General features: G+C 72.6%; 15 protein-coding genes and 1 riboswitch. Of the genes, 10 read left to right on the forward strand and 5 right to left on the reverse strand.

Annotated features, from left to right (window positions below; genetic code table 11):
• Positions 1–22: 22 nt before the first annotated feature.
• From cbiE to AB0M82_RS34980, 6 genes are read left to right on the forward strand one after another with little or no spacing between them, the layout of a single operon-like run.
• Positions 23–1,174: a precorrin-6y C5,15-methyltransferase (decarboxylating) subunit CbiE gene (gene cbiE / locus AB0M82_RS34955; RefSeq protein WP_364731334.1), complete on the forward strand. Its 1,152-nt coding sequence runs from the start codon at positions 23–25 to the stop codon at positions 1,172–1,174.
• A complete protein-coding gene (gene cobM / locus AB0M82_RS34960) occupies positions 1,171–1,932 on the forward strand; it encodes a precorrin-4 C(11)-methyltransferase (RefSeq protein WP_364731337.1) in 762 nt (253 codons plus the stop codon). Before cbiE ends, cobM begins: the two co-directional genes overlap by 4 nt.
• Positions 1,929–2,945, forward strand: coding sequence for a Gfo/Idh/MocA family oxidoreductase (locus AB0M82_RS34965; protein WP_364731340.1), 1,017 nt, complete (start codon positions 1,929–1,931; stop codon positions 2,943–2,945). The genes cobM and AB0M82_RS34965 overlap by 4 nt, the downstream gene beginning before the upstream one ends.
• The gene (locus AB0M82_RS34970) at positions 2,942–3,661 is read left to right on the forward strand and encodes a cobalt-precorrin-6A reductase (protein ID WP_364731342.1); all 720 of its coding nucleotides are present in this window, start codon (positions 2,942–2,944) and stop codon (positions 3,659–3,661) included. Before AB0M82_RS34965 ends, AB0M82_RS34970 begins: the two co-directional genes overlap by 4 nt.
• Positions 3,658–4,317: a 5,6-dimethylbenzimidazole synthase gene (gene bluB, locus AB0M82_RS34975; protein ID WP_364731345.1), complete on the forward strand. Its 660-nt coding sequence runs from the start codon at positions 3,658–3,660 to the stop codon at positions 4,315–4,317. Before AB0M82_RS34970 ends, bluB begins: the two co-directional genes overlap by 4 nt.
• An 18-nt stretch (positions 4,318–4,335) precedes the next feature.
• On the forward strand, positions 4,336–7,428 hold the full coding sequence (locus AB0M82_RS34980; RefSeq protein WP_364731348.1) for an arabinosyltransferase domain-containing protein: 3,093 nt from the start codon (positions 4,336–4,338) through the stop codon (positions 7,426–7,428).
• Between the two features lie 159 nt (positions 7,429–7,587).
• Here AB0M82_RS34980 and AB0M82_RS34985 read toward each other — a convergent pair whose 3' ends face one another.
• Genes AB0M82_RS34985 through AB0M82_RS35000 form a run of 4 tightly spaced genes read right to left on the reverse strand, consistent with a single transcriptional unit; the run spans position 7,588 to position 11,505 of the window.
• A complete protein-coding gene (locus tag AB0M82_RS34985) occupies positions 7,588–8,313 on the reverse strand; it encodes a hypothetical protein (protein ID WP_364731351.1) in 726 nt (241 codons plus the stop codon).
• An 8-nt stretch (positions 8,314–8,321) separates the two neighbouring features.
• Complete coding sequence (locus AB0M82_RS34990) at positions 8,322–9,812, reverse strand: precorrin-2 C(20)-methyltransferase (protein ID WP_364731353.1); 1,491 nt, start codon at positions 9,810–9,812, stop codon at positions 8,322–8,324.
• Positions 9,809–10,432 carry a precorrin-8X methylmutase gene (locus AB0M82_RS34995; protein ID WP_364731356.1) on the reverse strand — a complete coding sequence of 208 codons (624 nt, stop codon included), beginning with the start codon at positions 10,430–10,432 and terminating at the stop codon, positions 9,809–9,811. Before AB0M82_RS34995 ends, AB0M82_RS34990 begins: the two co-directional genes overlap by 4 nt.
• Positions 10,429–11,505 carry a precorrin-3B synthase gene (locus tag AB0M82_RS35000; RefSeq protein WP_364731359.1) on the reverse strand — a complete coding sequence of 359 codons (1,077 nt, stop codon included), beginning with the start codon at positions 11,503–11,505 and terminating at the stop codon, positions 10,429–10,431. The genes AB0M82_RS34995 and AB0M82_RS35000 overlap by 4 nt, the downstream gene beginning before the upstream one ends.
• 121 nt (positions 11,506–11,626) lie before the next feature.
• On the opposite strand from AB0M82_RS35000, the gene AB0M82_RS35005 reads away from it, so the two are divergent.
• Genes AB0M82_RS35005 through AB0M82_RS35015 form a run of 3 tightly spaced genes read left to right on the forward strand, consistent with a single transcriptional unit; the run spans position 11,627 to position 13,640 of the window.
• Positions 11,627–12,553, forward strand: coding sequence for an ABC transporter ATP-binding protein (locus AB0M82_RS35005; RefSeq protein ID WP_364731362.1), 927 nt, complete (start codon positions 11,627–11,629; stop codon positions 12,551–12,553).
• Positions 12,550–13,404, forward strand: a complete 855-nt coding sequence (locus tag AB0M82_RS35010) for an ABC transporter permease (protein WP_364731365.1) — start codon at positions 12,550–12,552, stop codon at positions 13,402–13,404. Before AB0M82_RS35005 ends, AB0M82_RS35010 begins: the two co-directional genes overlap by 4 nt.
• A 2-nt stretch (positions 13,405–13,406) precedes the next feature.
• Positions 13,407–13,640: a helix-turn-helix transcriptional regulator gene (locus tag AB0M82_RS35015; RefSeq protein WP_043784651.1), complete on the forward strand. Its 234-nt coding sequence runs from the start codon at positions 13,407–13,409 to the stop codon at positions 13,638–13,640.
• Here the strand turns inward: AB0M82_RS35015 and AB0M82_RS35020 are convergent.
• Positions 13,637–14,365, reverse strand: coding sequence for a hypothetical protein (locus tag AB0M82_RS35020; RefSeq protein WP_364731367.1), 729 nt, complete (start codon positions 14,363–14,365; stop codon positions 13,637–13,639). The two genes, AB0M82_RS35015 and AB0M82_RS35020, sit on opposite strands and share 4 nt — an antisense overlap.
• A 91-nt stretch (positions 14,366–14,456) precedes the next feature.
• Positions 14,457–14,530: riboswitch (cobalamin riboswitch) on the forward strand.
• A gap of 49 nt (positions 14,531–14,579) precedes the next feature.
• Here AB0M82_RS35020 and cobN point away from each other — a divergent pair.
• A complete protein-coding gene (gene cobN, locus AB0M82_RS35025) occupies positions 14,580–18,143 on the forward strand; it encodes a cobaltochelatase subunit CobN (protein ID WP_364731370.1) in 3,564 nt (1,187 codons plus the stop codon).
• Positions 18,144–18,378 lie beyond the last annotated feature (235 nt).

Below are 18,378 nucleotides of genomic sequence, written 5' to 3' on the forward strand. Positions count from 1 at the left end.
GCCTCGCTTAGGGTGGGAAATCGTGCGCGAAAAATCACGCTTGACCGTCGTCGGGATCGGGGCCGACGGGTGGACCGGGCTGTCGGAAGAAGCCCAGGCCCTGGTGCTCGGCGCCGACATCGTGCTGGGTGCGCCGCGGCAGCTGGCTTACCTGCCCGAGCAGGTCCGGGCCGAGCCGTGGCCGACGCCGTTGCTGCCCGGGCTCGACGCGGTCATCGCCGAGCACGAAGGCGCGCGGATCTGCGTCCTGGCCAGCGGAGATCCGTTCTTGTCGGGGGTCGGCACCACGTTGGTGGCACATGGATACGAGGTCGAGGCGCTGCCCGCGCTCTCGTCGGTGACACTGGCCAGGGCCCGGCTGGGCTGGTCCGCCGAGGAGACCGAGGTGGTGACCATCGTCGGCCGGTCGTCGGCCCGCGTCGCCCGGGTGCTGGCGCCGCGACGGCGGGTGCTCGTCCTGGGCGCCGACGCGACCGCGCTGCGCTCTCTGCTCACCGTGCGCGGGTACGCCGAGAGCGAGCTGATCGCGCTCGAAAACCTGGGCGGGCCCGACGAGCGCGTCTCCGACGGCTGGAGCGGCGAACCCGGCCCGCTGACGGTGTTCGCGCTGGAGTGCGCGGGTCCGGCGCTGCCGCTGATCGGCGTCCCGGACGACGTGTACGCCCACGACGGGCAGCTGACCAAGCGCGACCTGCGCGTGTCGGCGCTGGCCCGGCTCGCGCCGAGCCCCGGCGAGCTGCTGTGGGACGTCGGGGCGGGCGCCGGCAGCGTCGGCATCGAGTGGTCGCGGCTGCACGGCCTGAACCGCGCGATCGCGATCGAGCGCGACCCCGAACGCGCCGAGCGGATCAGCCGCAACGCGGTGGACCTGGGCGTCCCGGAACTGGAGGTGGTGACCGGCGAAGCACCCGAATCGCTGAGCGCGCTCCCCGTGCCGGACGCCGTCTTCATCGGCGGCGGGGTGACGGCACCGGGCGTCCTGGACGCGTGCCTCGCCACGGGCGCGCGGGTGGTCGCGCACGGCGTCACGCTGGAGGCCGAGCAGGTCCTGGCGCGCGCGTACGAGCACCACGGCGGCGAGCTGCTGCGCATCAGCGTCGAACACGCCGCGCCGCTCGGCGGGTTCAGCGGGTGGACGCCCGCCCGCACGGTGACCCAGTGGAGCAACCGATGACCGTCTACTTCGTGGGCGCCGGGCCGGGCGCCGCGGATCTGATCACCGTGCGCGGCCGCGACCTGCTCGGCCGCTGCGGTGTCTGCCTCTACCCGGGCAGCATGACGCCGACCGACCTCCTGGCGTACTGCGCGCCCGGGACCGAGCTGGTGGACACGGCGAACCTCAGCCTCGAGCAGATCGTCGCGAAGATGACCGACGCGCATCGCGCCGGGCACGTCGTCGCGCGGCTGTGCTCCGGTGACCCGTCGCTCTACAGCGCCGTCGCCGAGCAGATGCGCCGGCTCGACGCCGCCGAAGTGCCGTACGAGGTCGTCCCCGGTGTGCCCGCCTTCGCCGCTTCGGCGGCAGTGCTCGGCCGGGAGCTGACCGTGCCGGAAGTCGGGCAGAGCCTGGTGATCACCCGGGTGCGGGCCCGGTCGACCGCGATGCCGCCGGGCGAGACCCTCGCCGCGTTCGCCGCCACCGGCGCCACTCTGGCGCTGCACCTGGCGATCAACCACGTCGAGCGGGTGGCCGGGGAGCTGGTCCCGCACTACGGCGCCGATTGCCCGGTCGCCGTCGTCGCGCTCGCTTCGCAGCCCGGCGAAACCGTGGTGCGCGGTGTGCTCGGCGAACTCCCGGTGCTGGTCCGCGAAGCCGGGATGACGCGCGCGGCCACCATCTTCGTCGGCCGGGTGCTCGCCGCGGCGGGCTTCCCCGACAGCTTCCTCTATTCGAGTGCCCGTGACCGGGCGAACCAACCGGAGTCGTTGTGACCGAACTGCGTTGGGGCCTGCTGGCCGCCGGGACCATCGCCGCCCACTTCGCCGCGGGCGTCGAGGAGAGCAAGCACGGCGTGCTGACCGCCGTCGCCGCGCGATCCGCCGACCGGGCGCGGGACTTCGCGGCGCGCTTCGAGATCCCGAAGGCCTACGGCAGCTACGAAGACCTCCTCGCCGACCCGGACGTCGACGCCGTGTACGTCTCGACACCGCACGCGATGCACAAGGAATGGGCCATCGCCGCGGCCGAAGCGGGCAAGCACGTGCTGTGCGAGAAGCCGCTGACGGTCACCGCCGCCGAAGCCGAAGAGGTGATCGGCGCGGCCCGCGAACACGACGTCTTCCTGATGGAGGCGTTCATGTACCGGCTGCACCCGCAGACGCGGCGGCTGGTCGAGCTGATCGCGAGCGGCGCCATCGGCGAAGTCCGCGCGGTCGACACGACCTTCTCCTTCGACAGCAACCCGGAGGAGACCGCCCGCCTCGGCGACCCGGCGCTCGGCGGCGGCGGGATCCTCGACGTCGGCTGCTACTGCACGTCGCTGGCGCGGCTGGTCGCCCAGGCCGCGACCGGACAGGACGCTGTGGAGCCGGTCGAGGTCAGCGGGATGGCGAAACTCTCGCGAACCGGCGTCGACGAGTACGCGACCGGCCTCTTGCGGCTGCCCGGCGACATCCTGGCGACGATCTCGTGCGGGATCCGGCTGGCCCGGGAGGACGGCATCCGCGTGTTCGGCACGCAGGGGCAGCTCCACGTGCCGCGGCCGGCGTGGATCCACCCGCTGCGGACGCCGGGCACGTCCCAGATCATCCTGACGCCGTCCTCCGGCGAGCCGAAGGTCATCGAGGTCGAAGCGACCCAGGGTGTCTTCGCGCGCGAAGCGGACCATGTGGCCGCGCACGTCGACGACCGGCAGGCGCCCGAGCTGACCTGGGCGGAGACGCTGGCCAACATGCGGACCCTGGACAGGTGGCGCGAAGCGGTCGGCTACGGACGCCCTTCGTGATCCTCGTCCTCGGCGGGACCGGCGAAGCGCGAAAGCTCGCCGAAGACCTCGTAGAGCGCGAAGTGCGCGTTGTCTCGTCGCTCGCCGGGCGCGTCGCCCGCCCACGGCTACCGGTCGGCGAAGTGCGCGTAGGCGGCTTCGGCGGCCCGGAAGGTCTCGCCGCCTGGCTGCGCGAGAACGACGTACGCGCCGTCGTCGACGCGACGCATCCCTTCGCCGAACGCATCGGCACCAACGCCGCAAAAGCGGCAGAGAGCGCGAAAGTCCCCTTGCTCCGCCTGGCCCGGCCGGGGTGGCAGCCCGCGGAAGGCGACGTCTGGCACTGGGCCGACGACCTCGCCGAGGCGGCCCGGAAACTTCCGGACCTGGGGAAACGCGTCTTCCTGACCAGCGGCCGCCAGGGTCTGCCCGCCTTCGCGCACCTCGACGACCTGTGGTTCCTGATCCGCTGCGTCGACCCGCCCGCGCCCCCGCTGCCGCGCCACCACGAGCTGATCCTCGCCCGCGGCCCCTACGAAGTGGCCGCGGAACGCGAGCTGCTCGGCCGGGTCGACGTCCTGGTCACCAAGGACTCGGGCGGCACCCAGACCAGCGCGAAGCTGGCCGCGGCCCGGGAGCTGCGAAAACCCGTCCTGCTGGTCCGGCGGCCGCCGCGCCCGGCGACCGAGACCGCCGAAACCGTCCCCGAAGCCGTCGAATGGGTCCTGCGCCGATGATCGAAGAGTTCTACGAAGTCCTGCGTAAGCGGCGGGACGTCCGCGGCGAGTTCACCGGCGAGCCGATCCCCGAAGCCACCCTCACCAGGATCCTCGAAGCCGCGCACGCCGCGCCGAGCGTCGGGCTCACCCAGCCCTGGGACTTCGTGCTGGTCGACGACCTCGCCACGCGCGAGAAGTTCGCGAAGCACGTCCACGAGGAGCGGGAGGTCTTCGCGGACCAGCTCAGCGAAGACCGCGCGAGCACCTTCGCCAACATCAAGATCGAGGGCATCCTCGAGTCGAGCCTCGGCGTCGTCGTCACCTACGACCCGGCGCGCGGCGCGCCCGACGTGCTCGGCCGGCACGCCATCGCCGACGCCGGCCTGTACTCGGTGTGCCTCGCGATCCAGAACCTGTGGCTCGCTGCCACCGCCGAAGGCCTCGGCGTCGGCTGGGTGAGCTTCTACCGCGAACCGTTCCTCGGCGAGCTGCTCGGCGTCCCCGCCGGTATCCGGCCCGTCGCGTGGCTGTGCGTCGGCCCGGTGAGCCGGCTCGAAGCCGTGCCCGACCTGGAACGTCACGGTTGGCGTAGCCGCCGTCCCCTGACCGTGGCGATCCACCACGGACGGTTCACCCCGCGTGATCCGGGGGCTGCGTCAACCGCCGACCTCTGACCCGTTAGCGTTGCGCCGATGCGTCTGATTGCCGTAGCGCTGGGGTTGCTCTCGGCCTTGTGCGCGCTGGCTTTCCCCTTCCTGCCGGTGGTGCAGGACACGGCGGAGGTCGTCTGGCCGACCGGCAGCGACACCCGCTCCGTCAACGCGCCCTTGACCGGGTACTGGGCCCAGGACCTGCGCGCCGAACTGCCGTGCGCGGCCATCCGCTCGGTCGACGCCCGCACCGGCGGTCCCGGCCTGCTCTTCGCCACCGTGCCGGACGGCCGCACCGACCCGAAGGCCGGCAACGGCGTCGGCCTGCAGCTGCGCGTCGACAACGGCGTGCTGCTCGCCTCCAGCCAGGGCCAGCAGATCGCCCAGCAGCCGCTGCCCGCCGAGAAGTGCGACGTCGAGCTGGACGTCGACGCGACGCAGATGACGCTGGCCGTCGCCGGCACGCCGGTGTTCCACGCCGAGGGCGACGTCCGCCCCCGCGTCGTCGGCATCTACTCCTCGATCAACTCGATCAAGGACCCGATCGCCGGCCTGCACGTCTCGATCGTGCCGGACACGCGCTACCAGACTTCGCCGACCGCGCTGAAGGTCGGCGTCGGCGTGCTCGCCGCGCTGTCCCTGATCGGCTCCCTGATCGCGGTCTGGCGCCGCGACTCCGGCTTCGCGCGCCGCGCCCCGCGCTGGGCGCCGGTCGGCTGGTGGCGGCTGACGCTGCGGGACGCCACGGTGATCGTCGCGCTCGGCGCGTGGGTCTTCATCGGGCCGGTGACTTCCGACGACGGCTACATCCTCACGATGGCCAGGGTCACCGAGCAGACCGGGTTCCTCACCAACTACCACCGCTGGTTCGGCGTCGCCGAAGCCCCCTTCGGCTGGTTCTACCACCTGTTCGAGCTGATGGCGCACGTCAGCGTGGTGCCGCCGTGGATCCGGCTGCCGTCGTTCCTGCTCGGCGTGCTCAGCTGGCTGCTGATCAGCCGCGAGGTCATGCCGCGGCTGGGCACCCAGATCCGCACCAGCGCCCCGGCGGGCTGGGCCGCCGCGACGGTGTTCCTGATCTGGTGGATGCCCTACAACAACGGCGTCCGCCCGGAACCGGTCGCCGCGCTGGGCTCGCTGCTGGCGATCTGCGCGGTGGAGCGCGCGCTGGTGACGCGGCGGCTGCTGCCGCTGTGCCTCGGCCTGACCGCGGCCGGGTTCACACTGGCCGCGACGCCGACCGGGCTGATCGCGGTGGCGCCGTTCCTGGTCGCCGCGCGCCCGCTGTTCAAGCTGGTGCGCCAGCGCGCGACCGAGAACGGCTGGCTGCCGGTGCTCGCGCCGGTCGCCGCGGCCGGGCTGCTGGTGCTGGTCACGGTGTTCGCCGACCAGACCTTCGCGACCGTGCAGGAGGCGACCCGGATCCGCACCCAGGTCGGCCCGAACCTGTCGTGGTTCCAGGAGCTCTCGCGCTACCAGCTGCTGTTCGAGAGCCTGCCGGACGGCTCGGCGCCGCGCCGGTTCCCGGTGCTGCTGGTGCTGCTGTGCACCGGCACCTGCCTCGTGATGCTGCTGCGCCGCGGCCGCATCCCCGGCGCGTCGCTCGGCCCGGCCCGCCGCCTGATCGGCACGACGGCGCTGTTCTTCCTGCTGCTCGCCCTGACGCCGACGAAGTGGACGCACCACTTCGGCGCGTTCGCCGCGGTGGGCGCGTCGATGGCGGCGCTGACCGCGCTCGCGACCAGCTCGACGGTGCTGCGGTCCAAACGCAACCGCGCCGCCTTCCTCGCCGGGCTGCTGGTCGTCGCCGCGCTGGCCGCGACCGGGCCGAACACCTACTGGTTCGTCTCGCGCCTCGGCGTCCAGTGGACGAACGTGGCGCCGTCGATCGGCGGCATCGGCCTGTCCACGATCCTCCTGGTGGCGGCCGCGATCGCCGGGATCTACGCGTTCGTCGAGAACGTCCGCGCGCACCGGCCGGGCCTGCCGGACCAGCCGCAGGAAGGCAGGCTGCGCGCGCTGCGGCTCGGGTCGCTGTCGCTGGTGGTGGTCTGCGGCCTGGTGGCGGCGGGCGAGTTCGTCACGATGGCGTGGGCGATCCACAACCAGGCCGGCAGCTACAGCCTGGGCGCCGCGAACATCGGGCACCTGTTCGGCAAGAGCTGCAACCTCTCCGACCACGTCATGGTCGAGCGCGACGCGGCGACGAGCATCCTGCGCACGCAGTCCGAGCAGCGGACCGTCGCGGAGAAGGCCAAGGAGCCGGCGTCGCCGCTACCCGACCCCGACCGCGACAACGGCCGCGTCCAGACCGGCTTCCACACCCGCCCGGTCGACGACAAGGACCCGCTGGCCGAGCCGCCGCACGGGTTCACGCCCGAGAAGGTGCCGATGTGGTCGAGCTTCCTCGACCCGGAGACGCGCGCCGGCCGCCTGCGCAGCGACTGGTACGCGCTGACCGAGAAGCCGGCGGACGGCCAGATCGTGGTCGCGACGGCGGGCGCGGCCCGGCGGCCGACGTCGGTCAGCCTCGACTACGGCGTCGACACCCCGAACGGCGTGAAGATCCTGCGCAGCCAGTTCATGCTGCCGCCGGGCGCGGGGACCAATGGCTGGAACGACACCCGCATCAACCTGCGCGACCTCCCGCCGGAGACGAACGCGGTCCGCGTCAACATCGTCGACAACGACCTCACGGAGGACGGCTGGATCGCGGCGTCGGCCCCGCGCGTCCCCACGTTCACGACGCTGACGGACCGGATCGGTTCGAAGCCGGTGTACGTCGACTGGCCGGCGTCGTTCGTGTACCCGTGCGTCCAGCCGGTGACGTCCCACGACGGGATCTCCCAGGTCCCGGACTACCGCATCACGGCAGGCGCGCTGGCGGACGAGGCCCAGTGGGCGTCCTCGACCAACGGCGGGCCGATCGGCTGGCTGGAGGAGCTGGCCGAGGAGCCGGAGGTGCCGAGCTACCTGATCGGCCAGCCGAGCCAGTCCTGGGGCCAGCTGCTGCAGATCGAGCCGTTCACCGAGGGCATCGCGCCCACGGTGGTGCACGGGGAGAAGACGGTGCCGGGCTGGTGGTCACCAGGTCCGGGCCCGCGCCAGCCGAACGGCAAGGACCCGACGCGCTAGCGCAAGCTGCTTGACGTTCGGGCCGAGCGCCCCAATGTGGCGTTCGGTGCGTCCAACGCACCCAAAGCCACATTCGGTGCGTCCAACGCACCCAACGCCACATTGGGGCGCAACCCCGGACCCTGTCAACGAACCGGACGCGCGACCCTAGGCACGGCGTCAGAGCTTCGTCCACGCCGAACGGCGGTGGAGGTGAAACCCCGCCCGGCCGAGGTTGGCCGCGCTCGCCGAGCCGGGCCGGGCCGTCGCCACAGCCAATGTGCACCCCGCTTCGCCGGCCGCTTGGAGGCGGCGGCGCAGCAACCTGGGTTGCGCGCCCCGGCCCCGGTGCGCACGCAGGGTCGAAGCGGCTCCGAGCACCGCGACGTCGCCGTGGATCGTCATGCCCGCGGCGGCGATCGGCGTCTCCCGCTCCACCACCAGGAACCGTCGCATCGCCGTCATCCGGTGTTCCGCGGCCATGAACGCGGCGACCGCCCCGTGCGCCTCGAACCCGGCCAGCAGCACACGCAGGAAAGTGTCTTCGTCGACCACGTCCGGAGGGGCGTCCGCGGCGGGCCGGGGCGCCAGCCGTTTGACGGCCAGGAGCCGATCGCCCGTCCGCGCGAACCCCGCCATCGGCGGATCGCCGAGCTCGGCCGGGACCACCACCGTCGGCTTGACGCCGTTCCAGCCGGGCCCGGTCACGAAGCCGGCCACCGCGGGCAGCGTCTCCCGCGTCACTCCGGACACCATCGGCAGGAAATCCAGCGCGGGATCCGTCGCCAGCACGGCCCGCAGCCCGGCCTCGTCCCAGACCCGGAACCGGCCGGGCACGCCGGCGGCCGACGCCGCCTCACAGGCCAGCGCGGTCCTGTGGTGCAGAGCCCCCTCCGCCCGGCTCACGTCCGACGTCAATAGCTGCGCGGCGTCCAGACGATGCCGTTGTCCGCGCGGGTCTTCGACGAGCCCACGAGCAGCACGCACCGCATGTCCACAGTGGACGGGTCCAGCCCGCCCAGCGTCGTGATCCGGATGTCCTCCTCGGGACCGCCGACGTCCCGGGCCACGACCACCGGGGTTTCTCCGGAACGGTGCCGCAGCAGCACGTCGCGGGCGGCGGCCAGCTGGGTCGTCCGGGATCGTGACGCCGGGTTGTACAGCGCCAGCACCAGATCCGCCGCGCCTGCCGCGTCGAGGCGCTTCTCGATGATCTCCCACGGCTTCAGCCGATCGGACAACGACAGCACGCAGTAGTCGTGCCCCAGCGGCGCTCCCACGCGGGAAGCCGCGGCCTGGGCCGCCGTCACCCCGGGGACGATCCGGACGCGCACGCCCCCGCCGTGACCGGCGGCGACCTGCTCCAGCACCGCCGACGCCATCGCGAAGACCCCCGGGTCGCCCGAGGAGACCACCGCGACCCGGGCCCCGGACGCCGCCAGCGTCAGCGCCTCGACCGCCCGATCGGCCTCGACCCGGTTGCCGGACGCGTGCCGCCGCTGCCCGGCCTTCTGCGGCACGCGCGCGACGTACGGCCCGTACCCGACGATGTGCTCCGCGGCCGAAAGCTCGGCCGAAGCCTCCGGCGTAAGCCACTCCGGGCCCGCCGGACCCAGGCCCACCACGACGACTTCGCCGCCCGAAGGTGCGGCCGCGGGAGCTGCGGGAGCAGGCGAAGTCCGGGACGCATAAGCCGGCGAAGGCAGCAACGCCAGCGAGAAGTACGGCACCGAAGCGGGATCCACCTCGGCCAGGGGCTCGATCCGCTGCTGTCCCCAGGTCGCGCGCTCGACGTAGACGGCGTCGTCGAGCTTCCCGGCCTCCGCCAGCGCGTCCCGCACGGACGAGAACGTCCGGCCCAGTTTCAGCACGGCCGCCGCGTCGGTGTCCGCGAGCCGCCGGGCCAGCTCCGGCGCCGGCAGCGTGCCCGGGAGCACGGTCAGCACCTCGTCGCGCTGCACCAGTGGCCGGCCGAGCACCGACGACGCCGCGCTCACCGACGTCACGCCGGGCACGACGACCGCCTCGAACCGGCCGGAAAGCCGTTCGTGCATGTACATGTAGGAGCCGTAGAAGAACGGGTCGCCCTCGCAGAGCACGACGACGTCGCGGCCCGCGTCGAGGTGCTCGGCGAGCCGCTTCGCGCTCAGCTCGTAGAAGTCGGCGATCGCGCCTTCGTACCCGCCGGGGTGGTCGGTCGTCTCCGTGGTGACCGGGTAGACGAGCTTTTCCTCGATCTGCCCTTCGCGCAGGTACGGCTCGGCCACCGACCGCGCGATGCTCCGGCCGTGGCGCGCGCTGTGGTAGGCGACGACGGAGGCCTCGGAGATCAGGCGCGCCGCCTTGACCGTCATCAGTTCCGGGTCGCCGGGCCCGAGGCCGACGCCGTAGAGGGTGCCGGTCATTCTTCGGCGCTCGCGAGGGCGTTGATCGCGGCGACGGCCATCGCGCTGCCGCCGCGCCGTCCGTGCACCACCAGGTACGGGGCGGGGGCCTGCTTGGCCAGCTCCACTTTGGACTCCACCGCGCCGACGAACCCGACCGGCACGCCGATGATCGCCGCGGGCGCCCCGACGCCTTCGTCGAGGATTTCCAGCAGCCGGAACAGCGCGGTCGGCGCGTTGCCGATCGCCACGACCGAGCCGGGCAGCTTGTCGCGCCACAGTTCCAGGGCCGCCGCCGACCGCGTGGTGCCCATCCGCTCGGCGAGCCCGGGCACGCTCGGGTCCGTCAGGGTGCAGAGCACCTCGTTGTTCGCGGGCAGCCGGCGCCGCGTGACGCCGCTCGCGATCATCCGCGCGTCGCAGAGGATCGGCGCGCCCGCCTCCAGGGCGGCCCGGCCGGACTCGACGACGTCGAGCGTGTAGCGCAGGTCGTCGACCAGATCGACCATGCCGCAGGCGTGGATCATCCGGACCGCGAGGCCCGCCACGTCGTCGGGCAGGATCGCCAGGTCCGCCTCCTCGCGGATCGTGGCGAACGAGTGCCGGTAGATCTCGGCACCGTCCCGCAGGTAGTCGATCACAACGTTCCCTTCAGCTCTTCGAGCGGCACCCACCGGCCGTCGACACGGTAGCCACCGGCCTCGGCGACAACGTCCACATGCGACTGCGACGGCTTCCCGCAGCGTCGTTCGCACCCCGAGAAGTGCGCGCGCAGGCCAGGCCGGAAGACGGCGTCGGCGCGCACGTCGGCCCGCGACTTCGCGCAGCCGGGGCGGCCGACGCACGCGCTGGTCCCGAGCGGCACGCCGCCGAAGCCCAGCCGCTCGAAGACGTCGGCGGGCACGTCCGGGAGCACGACGGACTTCCACGGCGTGACCAGCGCCGGGCCGAACTCCGCCAAGGCCCGCGCTTGCGCGGCCGAGAGCTGTCCGAACCGCGGGACCACACCCGCCGCGAACCCGCCGTCGTCACGCGAGACCAACCCGGCCGGGACCGCGGCTTCGGCGCGCGGCACCGGCGTCCCGCGCCAGGCCGGGTCGTCGAGTTCGGCGACGCGCCAGGCGGACCCGCGCACCCGGCCGAACTCCAGGGCGAGGTCGATCAGCGTGGCCACGGCGTCGGCACGGGCCACCCGCCGTCCGGTGTCGCCGCCCGCCAGCAGCAGCGTGCCTTCGTCCGCGTTCACCGCCCGCCAGCAGACGTCGGCGCCTTCCCCGGCGACGTCGCCGCGCCCGTCGTCGAAGGCGAACAGGAACCGTCCGGGCAGTTCGGCCAGCTCCGGTGTCGCGCGGAGGACAGCGTCGAGCGAAGCGGCCAGGCCCCGGACGTCGGCGAGGCCGCCGGTCAGCCCGCTCAACGGCGAGGCCAGGACGTTCCGGACACGCTCGTGCGACGACGACGGCAACAGGCCGGCGGCGGCCAGCCGGGCGGCGAGGCCGGGCCGGGTCACCCCGCGCAGCTGGACGTTGCCGCGCGAGGTCAGGTGGAGGTCGCCGTCGCCGCACGCCTCGGCGCAGGCGGCCAGCGCGCGCAGTTGCGCCGCGGAAATCGTGCCGCCGGGCAGCCGAACCCGGGCCAAGGGGCCGTCGGCGGCGTCGTGGGGTGCGAAAACACCAGGGCACGCGTCGGCTCGCGCGCGTGCTCGGGTCGGCATGAGGTCACTGTAGCTGGCGGTTTTCGGGCTCCACGAGCCTCGACGTCGGGCGCAGCAGAAGTCACATCGAATGTAGTAGGTGTGCTACATTCGATCGCACTAGTCAGATGGGGGTGACGCGATGAGGGATCCAGCAGATCCGGTTGTCCGCGTGCGCGGGCTGCGGATGCGCTACGGCGCGAACGACGTGCTCCACGGCGTCGAGTTCGAGGCCTACCGCGGAGAGGTCGTGGGCCTGCTCGGGCCGAACGGCGCGGGGAAGACGACCACGATCGAGATCCTCGAGGGGTTCCGGATGCGGTCGGCCGGCGAGGTGAGCGTGCTGGGCGTCGACCCGGCGCAGGGCGGCGAGGACTGGCGGGCACGCCTGGGGGTCGTGCTCCAGTCCTGGCGCGACCACGGGAAGTGGCACGTCCGCGAGCTGCTCGCGCACCTCGGCCGGTACTACGCGCCGTACTCGACGGCCTCGCACCCGCGGCCGTGGGACGCCGACGAGCTGATCGCGGCGGTCGGGCTCACCGAGCACGCGCACAAGAAGCTCAAGCAGCTTTCCGGTGGCCAGCGGCGGCGGCTCGACGTCGCGATCGGCATCGTCGGCCGTCCCGAGCTGCTGTTCCTCGACGAGCCGACGGCGGGCTTCGACCCGGAGGCCCGGCGGGAGTTCCACGACCTGGTGCACCGCCTGTCCGACGAGCTCGACACGACGATCCTGCTCACCACGCACGACCTCGACGAGGCCGAGAAGCTGGCCGACCGGATCCTGATCCTCAACGGCGGCCGGATCATCGCCGACGGCTCGGCTGACGCGCTGAGCCGGCAGATCTCCGGCGAGGCCGAGGTCCGCTGGTCGATCGGCGGCCAGCGCTTCGTGCACCTGACGACCGAAGCGACGAAGTACGTGTACGACCTGTTCAAGCAGCACGGTGAGGCCGTCGCGGACCTCGAGGTCCGGCGGGCGTCCCTGGAGGACACGTACATGACGCTGGTCCACCGCGCCGAGTCCGACGGCGAGACGGAGCTCGGCCTCCAGGAAGCGGGTGCGCGATGAACGCGAAGACGGCGGCCCTGCGCTCCGGCCTGGCCCGCGGCTGGATCGAGTTCAAGCAGACCTGGACCAACTCCGAGGACCTCATCGGGCAGGTCGTCTTCCTGGTGCTCCTCGTGGGCACGGTGTTCTTCATGCGGAACGCGACACTGCCCGGCACGTCCCTTTCGCTCGGCGCGGCGACCGTGCCCGGCCTGCTCGGCGCGGGCATCGTGTTCAACGGCCTGACCGGCGCGGCCGGTTACCTGGCCGTCGACCGCGAGGACGGCACGCTGCTGCGCGCCAAGGCGACCCCGCACGGGATGCTCGGCTACCTCACCGGCAAGACCGTGGGCCTGTCGCTCACGCAGGTCAGCGGGGTCGTGGTGACGCTGATCCCGTGCCTGTTCCTGTACGGCTCGACGCTCGCCCCGGACGGCGCCTGGTCGTACCTGAACCTGCTGTGGGTGCTGGCGCTCGGGCTCTTCGCGACCATGCCGATCGGTGCCGCGCTGGGTTCGCTGACCACGAGCGCGCGGTCGACGGGCCTGATCGCGCTGCCGGTGATGGGCCTCGGCGCGATCTCGGGGATCTTCTACCCGATCACCGCGCTGCCGGAGTGGGTGCAGGGCGTCGCGCAGGTGTTCCCGATGTACTGGCTCGGCCTCGGGATGCGCTCGGCGCTGCTGCCGGACAGCGCGGTCGTCGCCGAGATCGGCCAGTCGTGGCGGCCGTTGCCGACCCTCGGCGTGCTCGTCGCGTGGTCCGTGATCGGATTGGCGCTGGCTCCGGTCCTGCTCCGTCGCATGGCGCGGCGCGAGGCGGGTTCATCGGTGGCACAGCGGCGGGAGAAGGCCATGCAGCGTGTGGGGTAGTCATGAGTGAGGTCGTCTACAACCGGATCGCGATGCTGCGCGCGGAGCGGTCGATCTCGCGGCGTCAGCTGGCGGAGGCGCTCGGGGTGCACTACCAGACGATCGGCTACCTGGAGCGCGGCGAGTACAGCCCGAGCCTGTACCTCGCGCTGCGGATCGCGGAGTTCTTCGAGGTGTCGGTGGAGGTGCTGTTCTCCACGAAACCCTTCCCCCGCCTCGGGGAACGCTCCGCCTAGGGTTTGGTGAGGCCGGCGTCGGCCAGCGCGGCGACGACGTCGGCGCGGCGGGTCTCCCGGACGGTCCGGCTCAGTTCGACGTGCAGGAACGGCGTACCGCCGGCGGCCTGGCTCTGAACGTTCGTCGTCCCGGCCAGGCCGCGGCAGGGCTCGTCCCACGCCCGGCGGACGCGGAAGCTGGCCTCGGCGAAGCGGTCCGCCGACCGCCGGGCCGCGGCACCGGCCTCCGCGGCACCGGCCGAAAGCACGACGTCGGCCGCGGGCAGGGTCCGGTCCTTGAAGCCGTGCAGCTGGACCTGCGGCAGATCGCGCCGGGCCAGCAGCGTGGTGACGACGTGGAAGACGGTCCGCGTGTCGTGCGCGGGGTCCTCCCGGCGGCGGTGCGCGCCGGCGACGGCCAGCACCGCGCCGGGCACCCGCCGGAAGAGCGCCAAGCCGATCAGGTCGGTCCGCAGGTCGGACGAGGGGTGCGGCACCTCGACGACCAGTGACGGCGGCGCGGACCGGTCGATCGCGTAGAGCCCCCAGGCCCGCTCAGTGCCGGGTTCCTGGACGACGAGCGTGTCGCCGTGGACGGAGAATCCCAGGTCACGGAGGTGGTGACGGTCGCCGTCGAGGAGGGCCGCGAACCCGGTCGCGGCGGTTTCGAGCTCGGCCGCGGTGGGGTGCCGGTAGGGCTGCCGCGCGGACTGAGCGGCGGTGAAGCTCCGGAGCAGGGAATCCAAGCCGCCAGGCTACCGAGCCCCGGCCAACGTCACCTTGACGCACCCCGACCGGCACCGGAGAGTGAGGGCGATACCCACGCGTCGGCAGGTGGAGGAACCCGGTGAGAGTCCGGGGCGGTCCCGCCACTGTCACCGGAGAGAACGATCTCCGGGAGCCAGGAACTCCGGCCGGCGCGCCCGTCTACCCGGGGCGCGGACCCCGAGGAGGAACCTCGTGATCCTGCTTCTGTCCACTTCGGACACCGACCTGATCGGCGCCCGCTCCGCCGACGGCGAATACCGGCTCGGCAACCCCGCCCGGCTCGACGTCGCCGAGCTGCCCGGCCTGCTCGACGGCGTCAAGATCGTCGTCGCGCGGATCCTCGGCACCCCGCGGACCTGGGCCGACGGCCTGGACGTGCTGCGGGCGTCGGGCGCGCACGTCGTCGTCCTGGGCGGGGAGCAGACGCCGGACGCCGAGCTGATGAAGCTCTCCACCGTCCCGGCGGGCATCGCCGCCGAAGCGCACGCCTACCTCGCGCAGGGCGGCCCGGCGAACCTGACCCAGCTGCACCGGTTCCTCTCCGACACGCTCCTGCTCACCGGCGACGGCTTCGAGCCGCCCGCGGAACAACCCGCGTGGGGCATCCTCGAGCGGCCTTCGCCCGCTGATGGCCCCGTCATCGGGATCCTGTACTACCGGGCGCACCACCTGTCCGGGAACACGGACTTCGTGCACACGCTCGCCGACCGGATCGAAGCGGCGGGCGGGCGCGCGTTGCCGATCTACTGTGCTTCGCTGCGCACGCGCGAGCCGGAGATGATGGCCGAGCTGGGCAAGGTCGACGCGCTGCTGGTCACCGTGCTCGCGGCGGGCGGCACGCGGCCGTCCGAGGTGGGCGCCGGGGGCGACGACGAGGCGTGGGACGTCGCCGAGATGGCCGCGCTCGACGTGCCGATCCTGCAGGCCCTGTGCCTGACCAGCGACCGCGAGACGTGGGCGGCGAACGACGACGGCCTGTCGCCGCTCGACGCCGGGAACCAGATGGCCGTGCCGGAGTTCGACGGGCGGCTGATCACGGTGCCGTTCTCGTTCAAGGAACTCGACGCCGACGGCCTCCCCCGGTACGTCGCGGACGCCGAGCGCGCGTCCCGCGTCGCGAAGATCGCCCTCGCGCACGCTCGCCTGCGCCACACTCCGCCGTCGGAACGCCGGATCGCGCTGATGCTGTCCGCGTACCCGACGAAACACTCTCGCGTGGGCAACGCGGTCGGGCTGGACACGCCCGCGTCGACGATCGAGCTGCTGCGGCGGATGCGTGCCCAGGGCTACGACCTGGGGCCGGACGCGTTCCCGGGCGTCGAGCCGACCGGCACCGACCAGCCCGACGGCGACGCCCTGATCCACGCGCTGATCGCGGCAGGCGGCCAGGATCCGGAGTGGCTGACCGAGGAGCAGCTCGCCGGGAACCCGATCCGGGTGCCCGCTTCCCGGTACCGCGAGTGGTTTTCGGAGTTGCCCGCCGAACTGCGCGAGGCCATGGAGCAGCACTGGGGTCCGGCGCCCGGTGAGCTGTACGTCGACAACGGCGACATCGTGCTGGCGTCGCTGCGAAGCGGCAACGTCATCCTCATGATCCAGCCGCCGCGCGGGTTCGGCGAAAACCCCGTCGCGATCTACCACAACCCGGACCTGCCGCCGAGCCACCACTACCTGGCCGCCTACCGGTGGCTGGAAGAGGAGTTCGGCGCGCACGCCGTCGTCCACCTGGGCAAGCACGGGTCGCTGGAATGGCTGCCGGGCAAGACGGCCGGGCTTTCGGCGTCGTGCGCGCCGGACGCCGTGCTCGGGAACCTGCCGCTGGTCTACCCGTTCCTGATCAACGACCCGGGCGAGGGCGCGCAGGCGAAGCGGCGGGCGCACGCGACGATCGTCGACCACCTCATCCCGCCGATGGCGCGCGCTGAGACGTACGGCGACATGGCACGGCTGGAGCAGCTGCTCGACGAGCACGCGAACATCGCGGCGATGGACCCGGCGAAGCTGCCGGCGATCCGCCAGCAGATCTGGACGCTGATCCAGGCCGCGAAGCTGGACCACGACCTCGGCGTCGAAGAACGCCCGCACGACGCGGAGTTCGACGACTTCCTGCTGCACATCGACGGCTGGCTCTGCGAGATCAAGGACGCGCAGATCCGCGACGGCCTGCACGTCCTCGGCTCGGCCCCCGCCGGGGAAGCCCGGGTGAACCTCGTGCTGGCGATGCTGCGCGCGTCGCAGATGTGGGGTGGCAAGCAGGGCGCGCTCCCCGGGCTGCGTTCCGCGCTGGGGCTCAAGGAAAACGCGCCGATGTCCGAAGTGGACGCCGTCGAGAAGACGGCGCGGGAGCTCGTCGCCGCGATGGAAATGCGCTCATGGGACGCGACCGCGGTGCGCTCGGTCGCGCCGGACGAGCAGGTCGCGCGCGTCCTGGAGTTCGCGGCCACCGAGATCGTCCCGCGCCTCGCCGGGACCACCGCCGAACTCGACGCGGTGCTGCACGCCCTCGACGGCGGCTACATCCCGGCCGGGCCGAGCGGATCGCCGCTGCGCGGCCTGATCAACGTGCTGCCGACCGGGCGGAACTTCTACACCGTCGACCCGAAGGCGATCCCGAGCCGGCTCGCCTGGGAAACCGGGCAGGCGCTGGCGGACTCGCTGCTGCGCCGGTACCGCGACGACACCGGCGACTGGCCGCGGTCGGTCGGGCTCTCGGTGTGGGGCACGTCGGCGATGCGGACGTCCGGCGACGACGCGGCGGAAGTCCTGGCGCTGCTGGGGGTGCAGCCGGTGTGGGACGAAGCTTCCCGGCGCGTCACCGGCATCGAGGCGATCCCGCCGGCCGAGCTGGGCCGGCCCCGGATCGACGTCACGATCCGGATCAGCGGCTTCTTCCGCGACGCGTTCCCCCACGTGATCGCGCTCATGGACGACGCGGTCCGGCTGGTGGCCTCGTTGGACGAACCCCATTCGGAGAACTTCGTCCGGGCCCACGTTTCGGCCGACCTGGCCGCCCACGGGGACTCCCGCCGGGCGACCACGCGGATCTTCGGCTCGAAGCCGGGCGCGTACGGCGCGGGCTTGCTGCCGCTGATGGACTCCGGCAACTGGCGCGACGACAAGGACCTCGCGGAGGTGTACGCGGTGTGGGGCGGCTTCGCGTACGGCCGTGACCTGGACGGGCGCCCGGCGCGCGAGGACATGGAAACCTCGTACAAGCGCATCGTGGTGGCGGCGAAGAACACGGACACGCGCGAGCACGACATCGCCGATTCGGACGACTACTTCCAGTACCACGGCGGGATGATCGCTACGGTCCGCGCGCTGACGGGCACGGCCCCGGCGTCCTATGTGGGCGACAGCACGACCCCGGACGCGGTCCGGACCCGGACGCTGGGCGAGGAAACGGCCCGGGTGTTCCGCGCCCGCGTGGTCAACCCGCGCTGGCTGGCGGCGATGCGCCGCCACGGCTACAAGGGCGCGTTCGAGCTGGCGGCCACGGTGGACTACCTGTTCGGCTTCGACGCCACGGCCGGCGTCGTCGGCGACTGGATGTACGAGAAGCTCACCGAGTCGTACGTGCTGGACGAGGTGAACCAGGAGTTCCTCCGCCAGGCCAACCCATGGGCGTTGCGGGGAATCGTGGAGCGGCTCAACGAGGCGGCGGACCGCGGGCTGTGGGAGGAGCCGGATCCCGAGCTGCTGGCGAAGATGCGCGAGGTGTACCTGTCGCTGGAGGGCGACCTCGAGGCGGAGTGACCGCATCCCGCCGCATCCGGGCAGCCTCACCACTCGGCTTGGTGTCGCGAATGACCAAGGCCGGGTAGTTAAGGATTCCTCTGCCGCGAAAGCGGTCAACGGTAGGCCGTGAATGGCCCATTGAGGGACTCTATGTCCCAGCACGAGGTCCTCGACTCGACCGAGGGCTTCTCGCTGCTCGACCAGGGCACCCTCCCGTTCACCGGGAACGTCGGCGTGCAGGTGTGGAACGACC

It is taken from the genome of Amycolatopsis sp. NPDC051128 (genome assembly GCF_040682715.1).
Taxonomy (GTDB): Bacteria; Actinomycetota; Actinomycetes; order Mycobacteriales; family Pseudonocardiaceae; genus Amycolatopsis.

Excerpts from the sequence above, each read along its gene's own strand:
- AB0M82_RS35010 (WP_364731365.1), top strand. The coding sequence starts at position 12,550 with ATGAACGCGAAGACGGCGGCCCTGCGCTCCGGCCTGGCCCGCGGCTGG.
- bluB (WP_364731345.1), top strand. The coding sequence starts at position 3,658 with ATGATCGAAGAGTTCTACGAAGTCCTGCGTAAGCGGCGGGACGTCCGC.
- AB0M82_RS35000 (WP_364731359.1), bottom strand. The coding sequence starts at position 11,505 with ATGCCGACCCGAGCACGCGCGCGAGCCGACGCGTGCCCTGGTGTTTTC.
- AB0M82_RS35015 (WP_043784651.1), top strand. The coding sequence starts at position 13,407 with ATGAGTGAGGTCGTCTACAACCGGATCGCGATGCTGCGCGCGGAGCGG.
- AB0M82_RS35005 (WP_364731362.1), top strand. The coding sequence starts at position 11,627 with ATGAGGGATCCAGCAGATCCGGTTGTCCGCGTGCGCGGGCTGCGGATG.
- AB0M82_RS34990 (WP_364731353.1), bottom strand. The coding sequence starts at position 9,812 with ATGACCGGCACCCTCTACGGCGTCGGCCTCGGGCCCGGCGACCCGGAA.
- cobM (WP_364731337.1), top strand. The coding sequence starts at position 1,171 with ATGACCGTCTACTTCGTGGGCGCCGGGCCGGGCGCCGCGGATCTGATC.
- AB0M82_RS34980 (WP_364731348.1), top strand. The coding sequence starts at position 4,336 with ATGCGTCTGATTGCCGTAGCGCTGGGGTTGCTCTCGGCCTTGTGCGCG.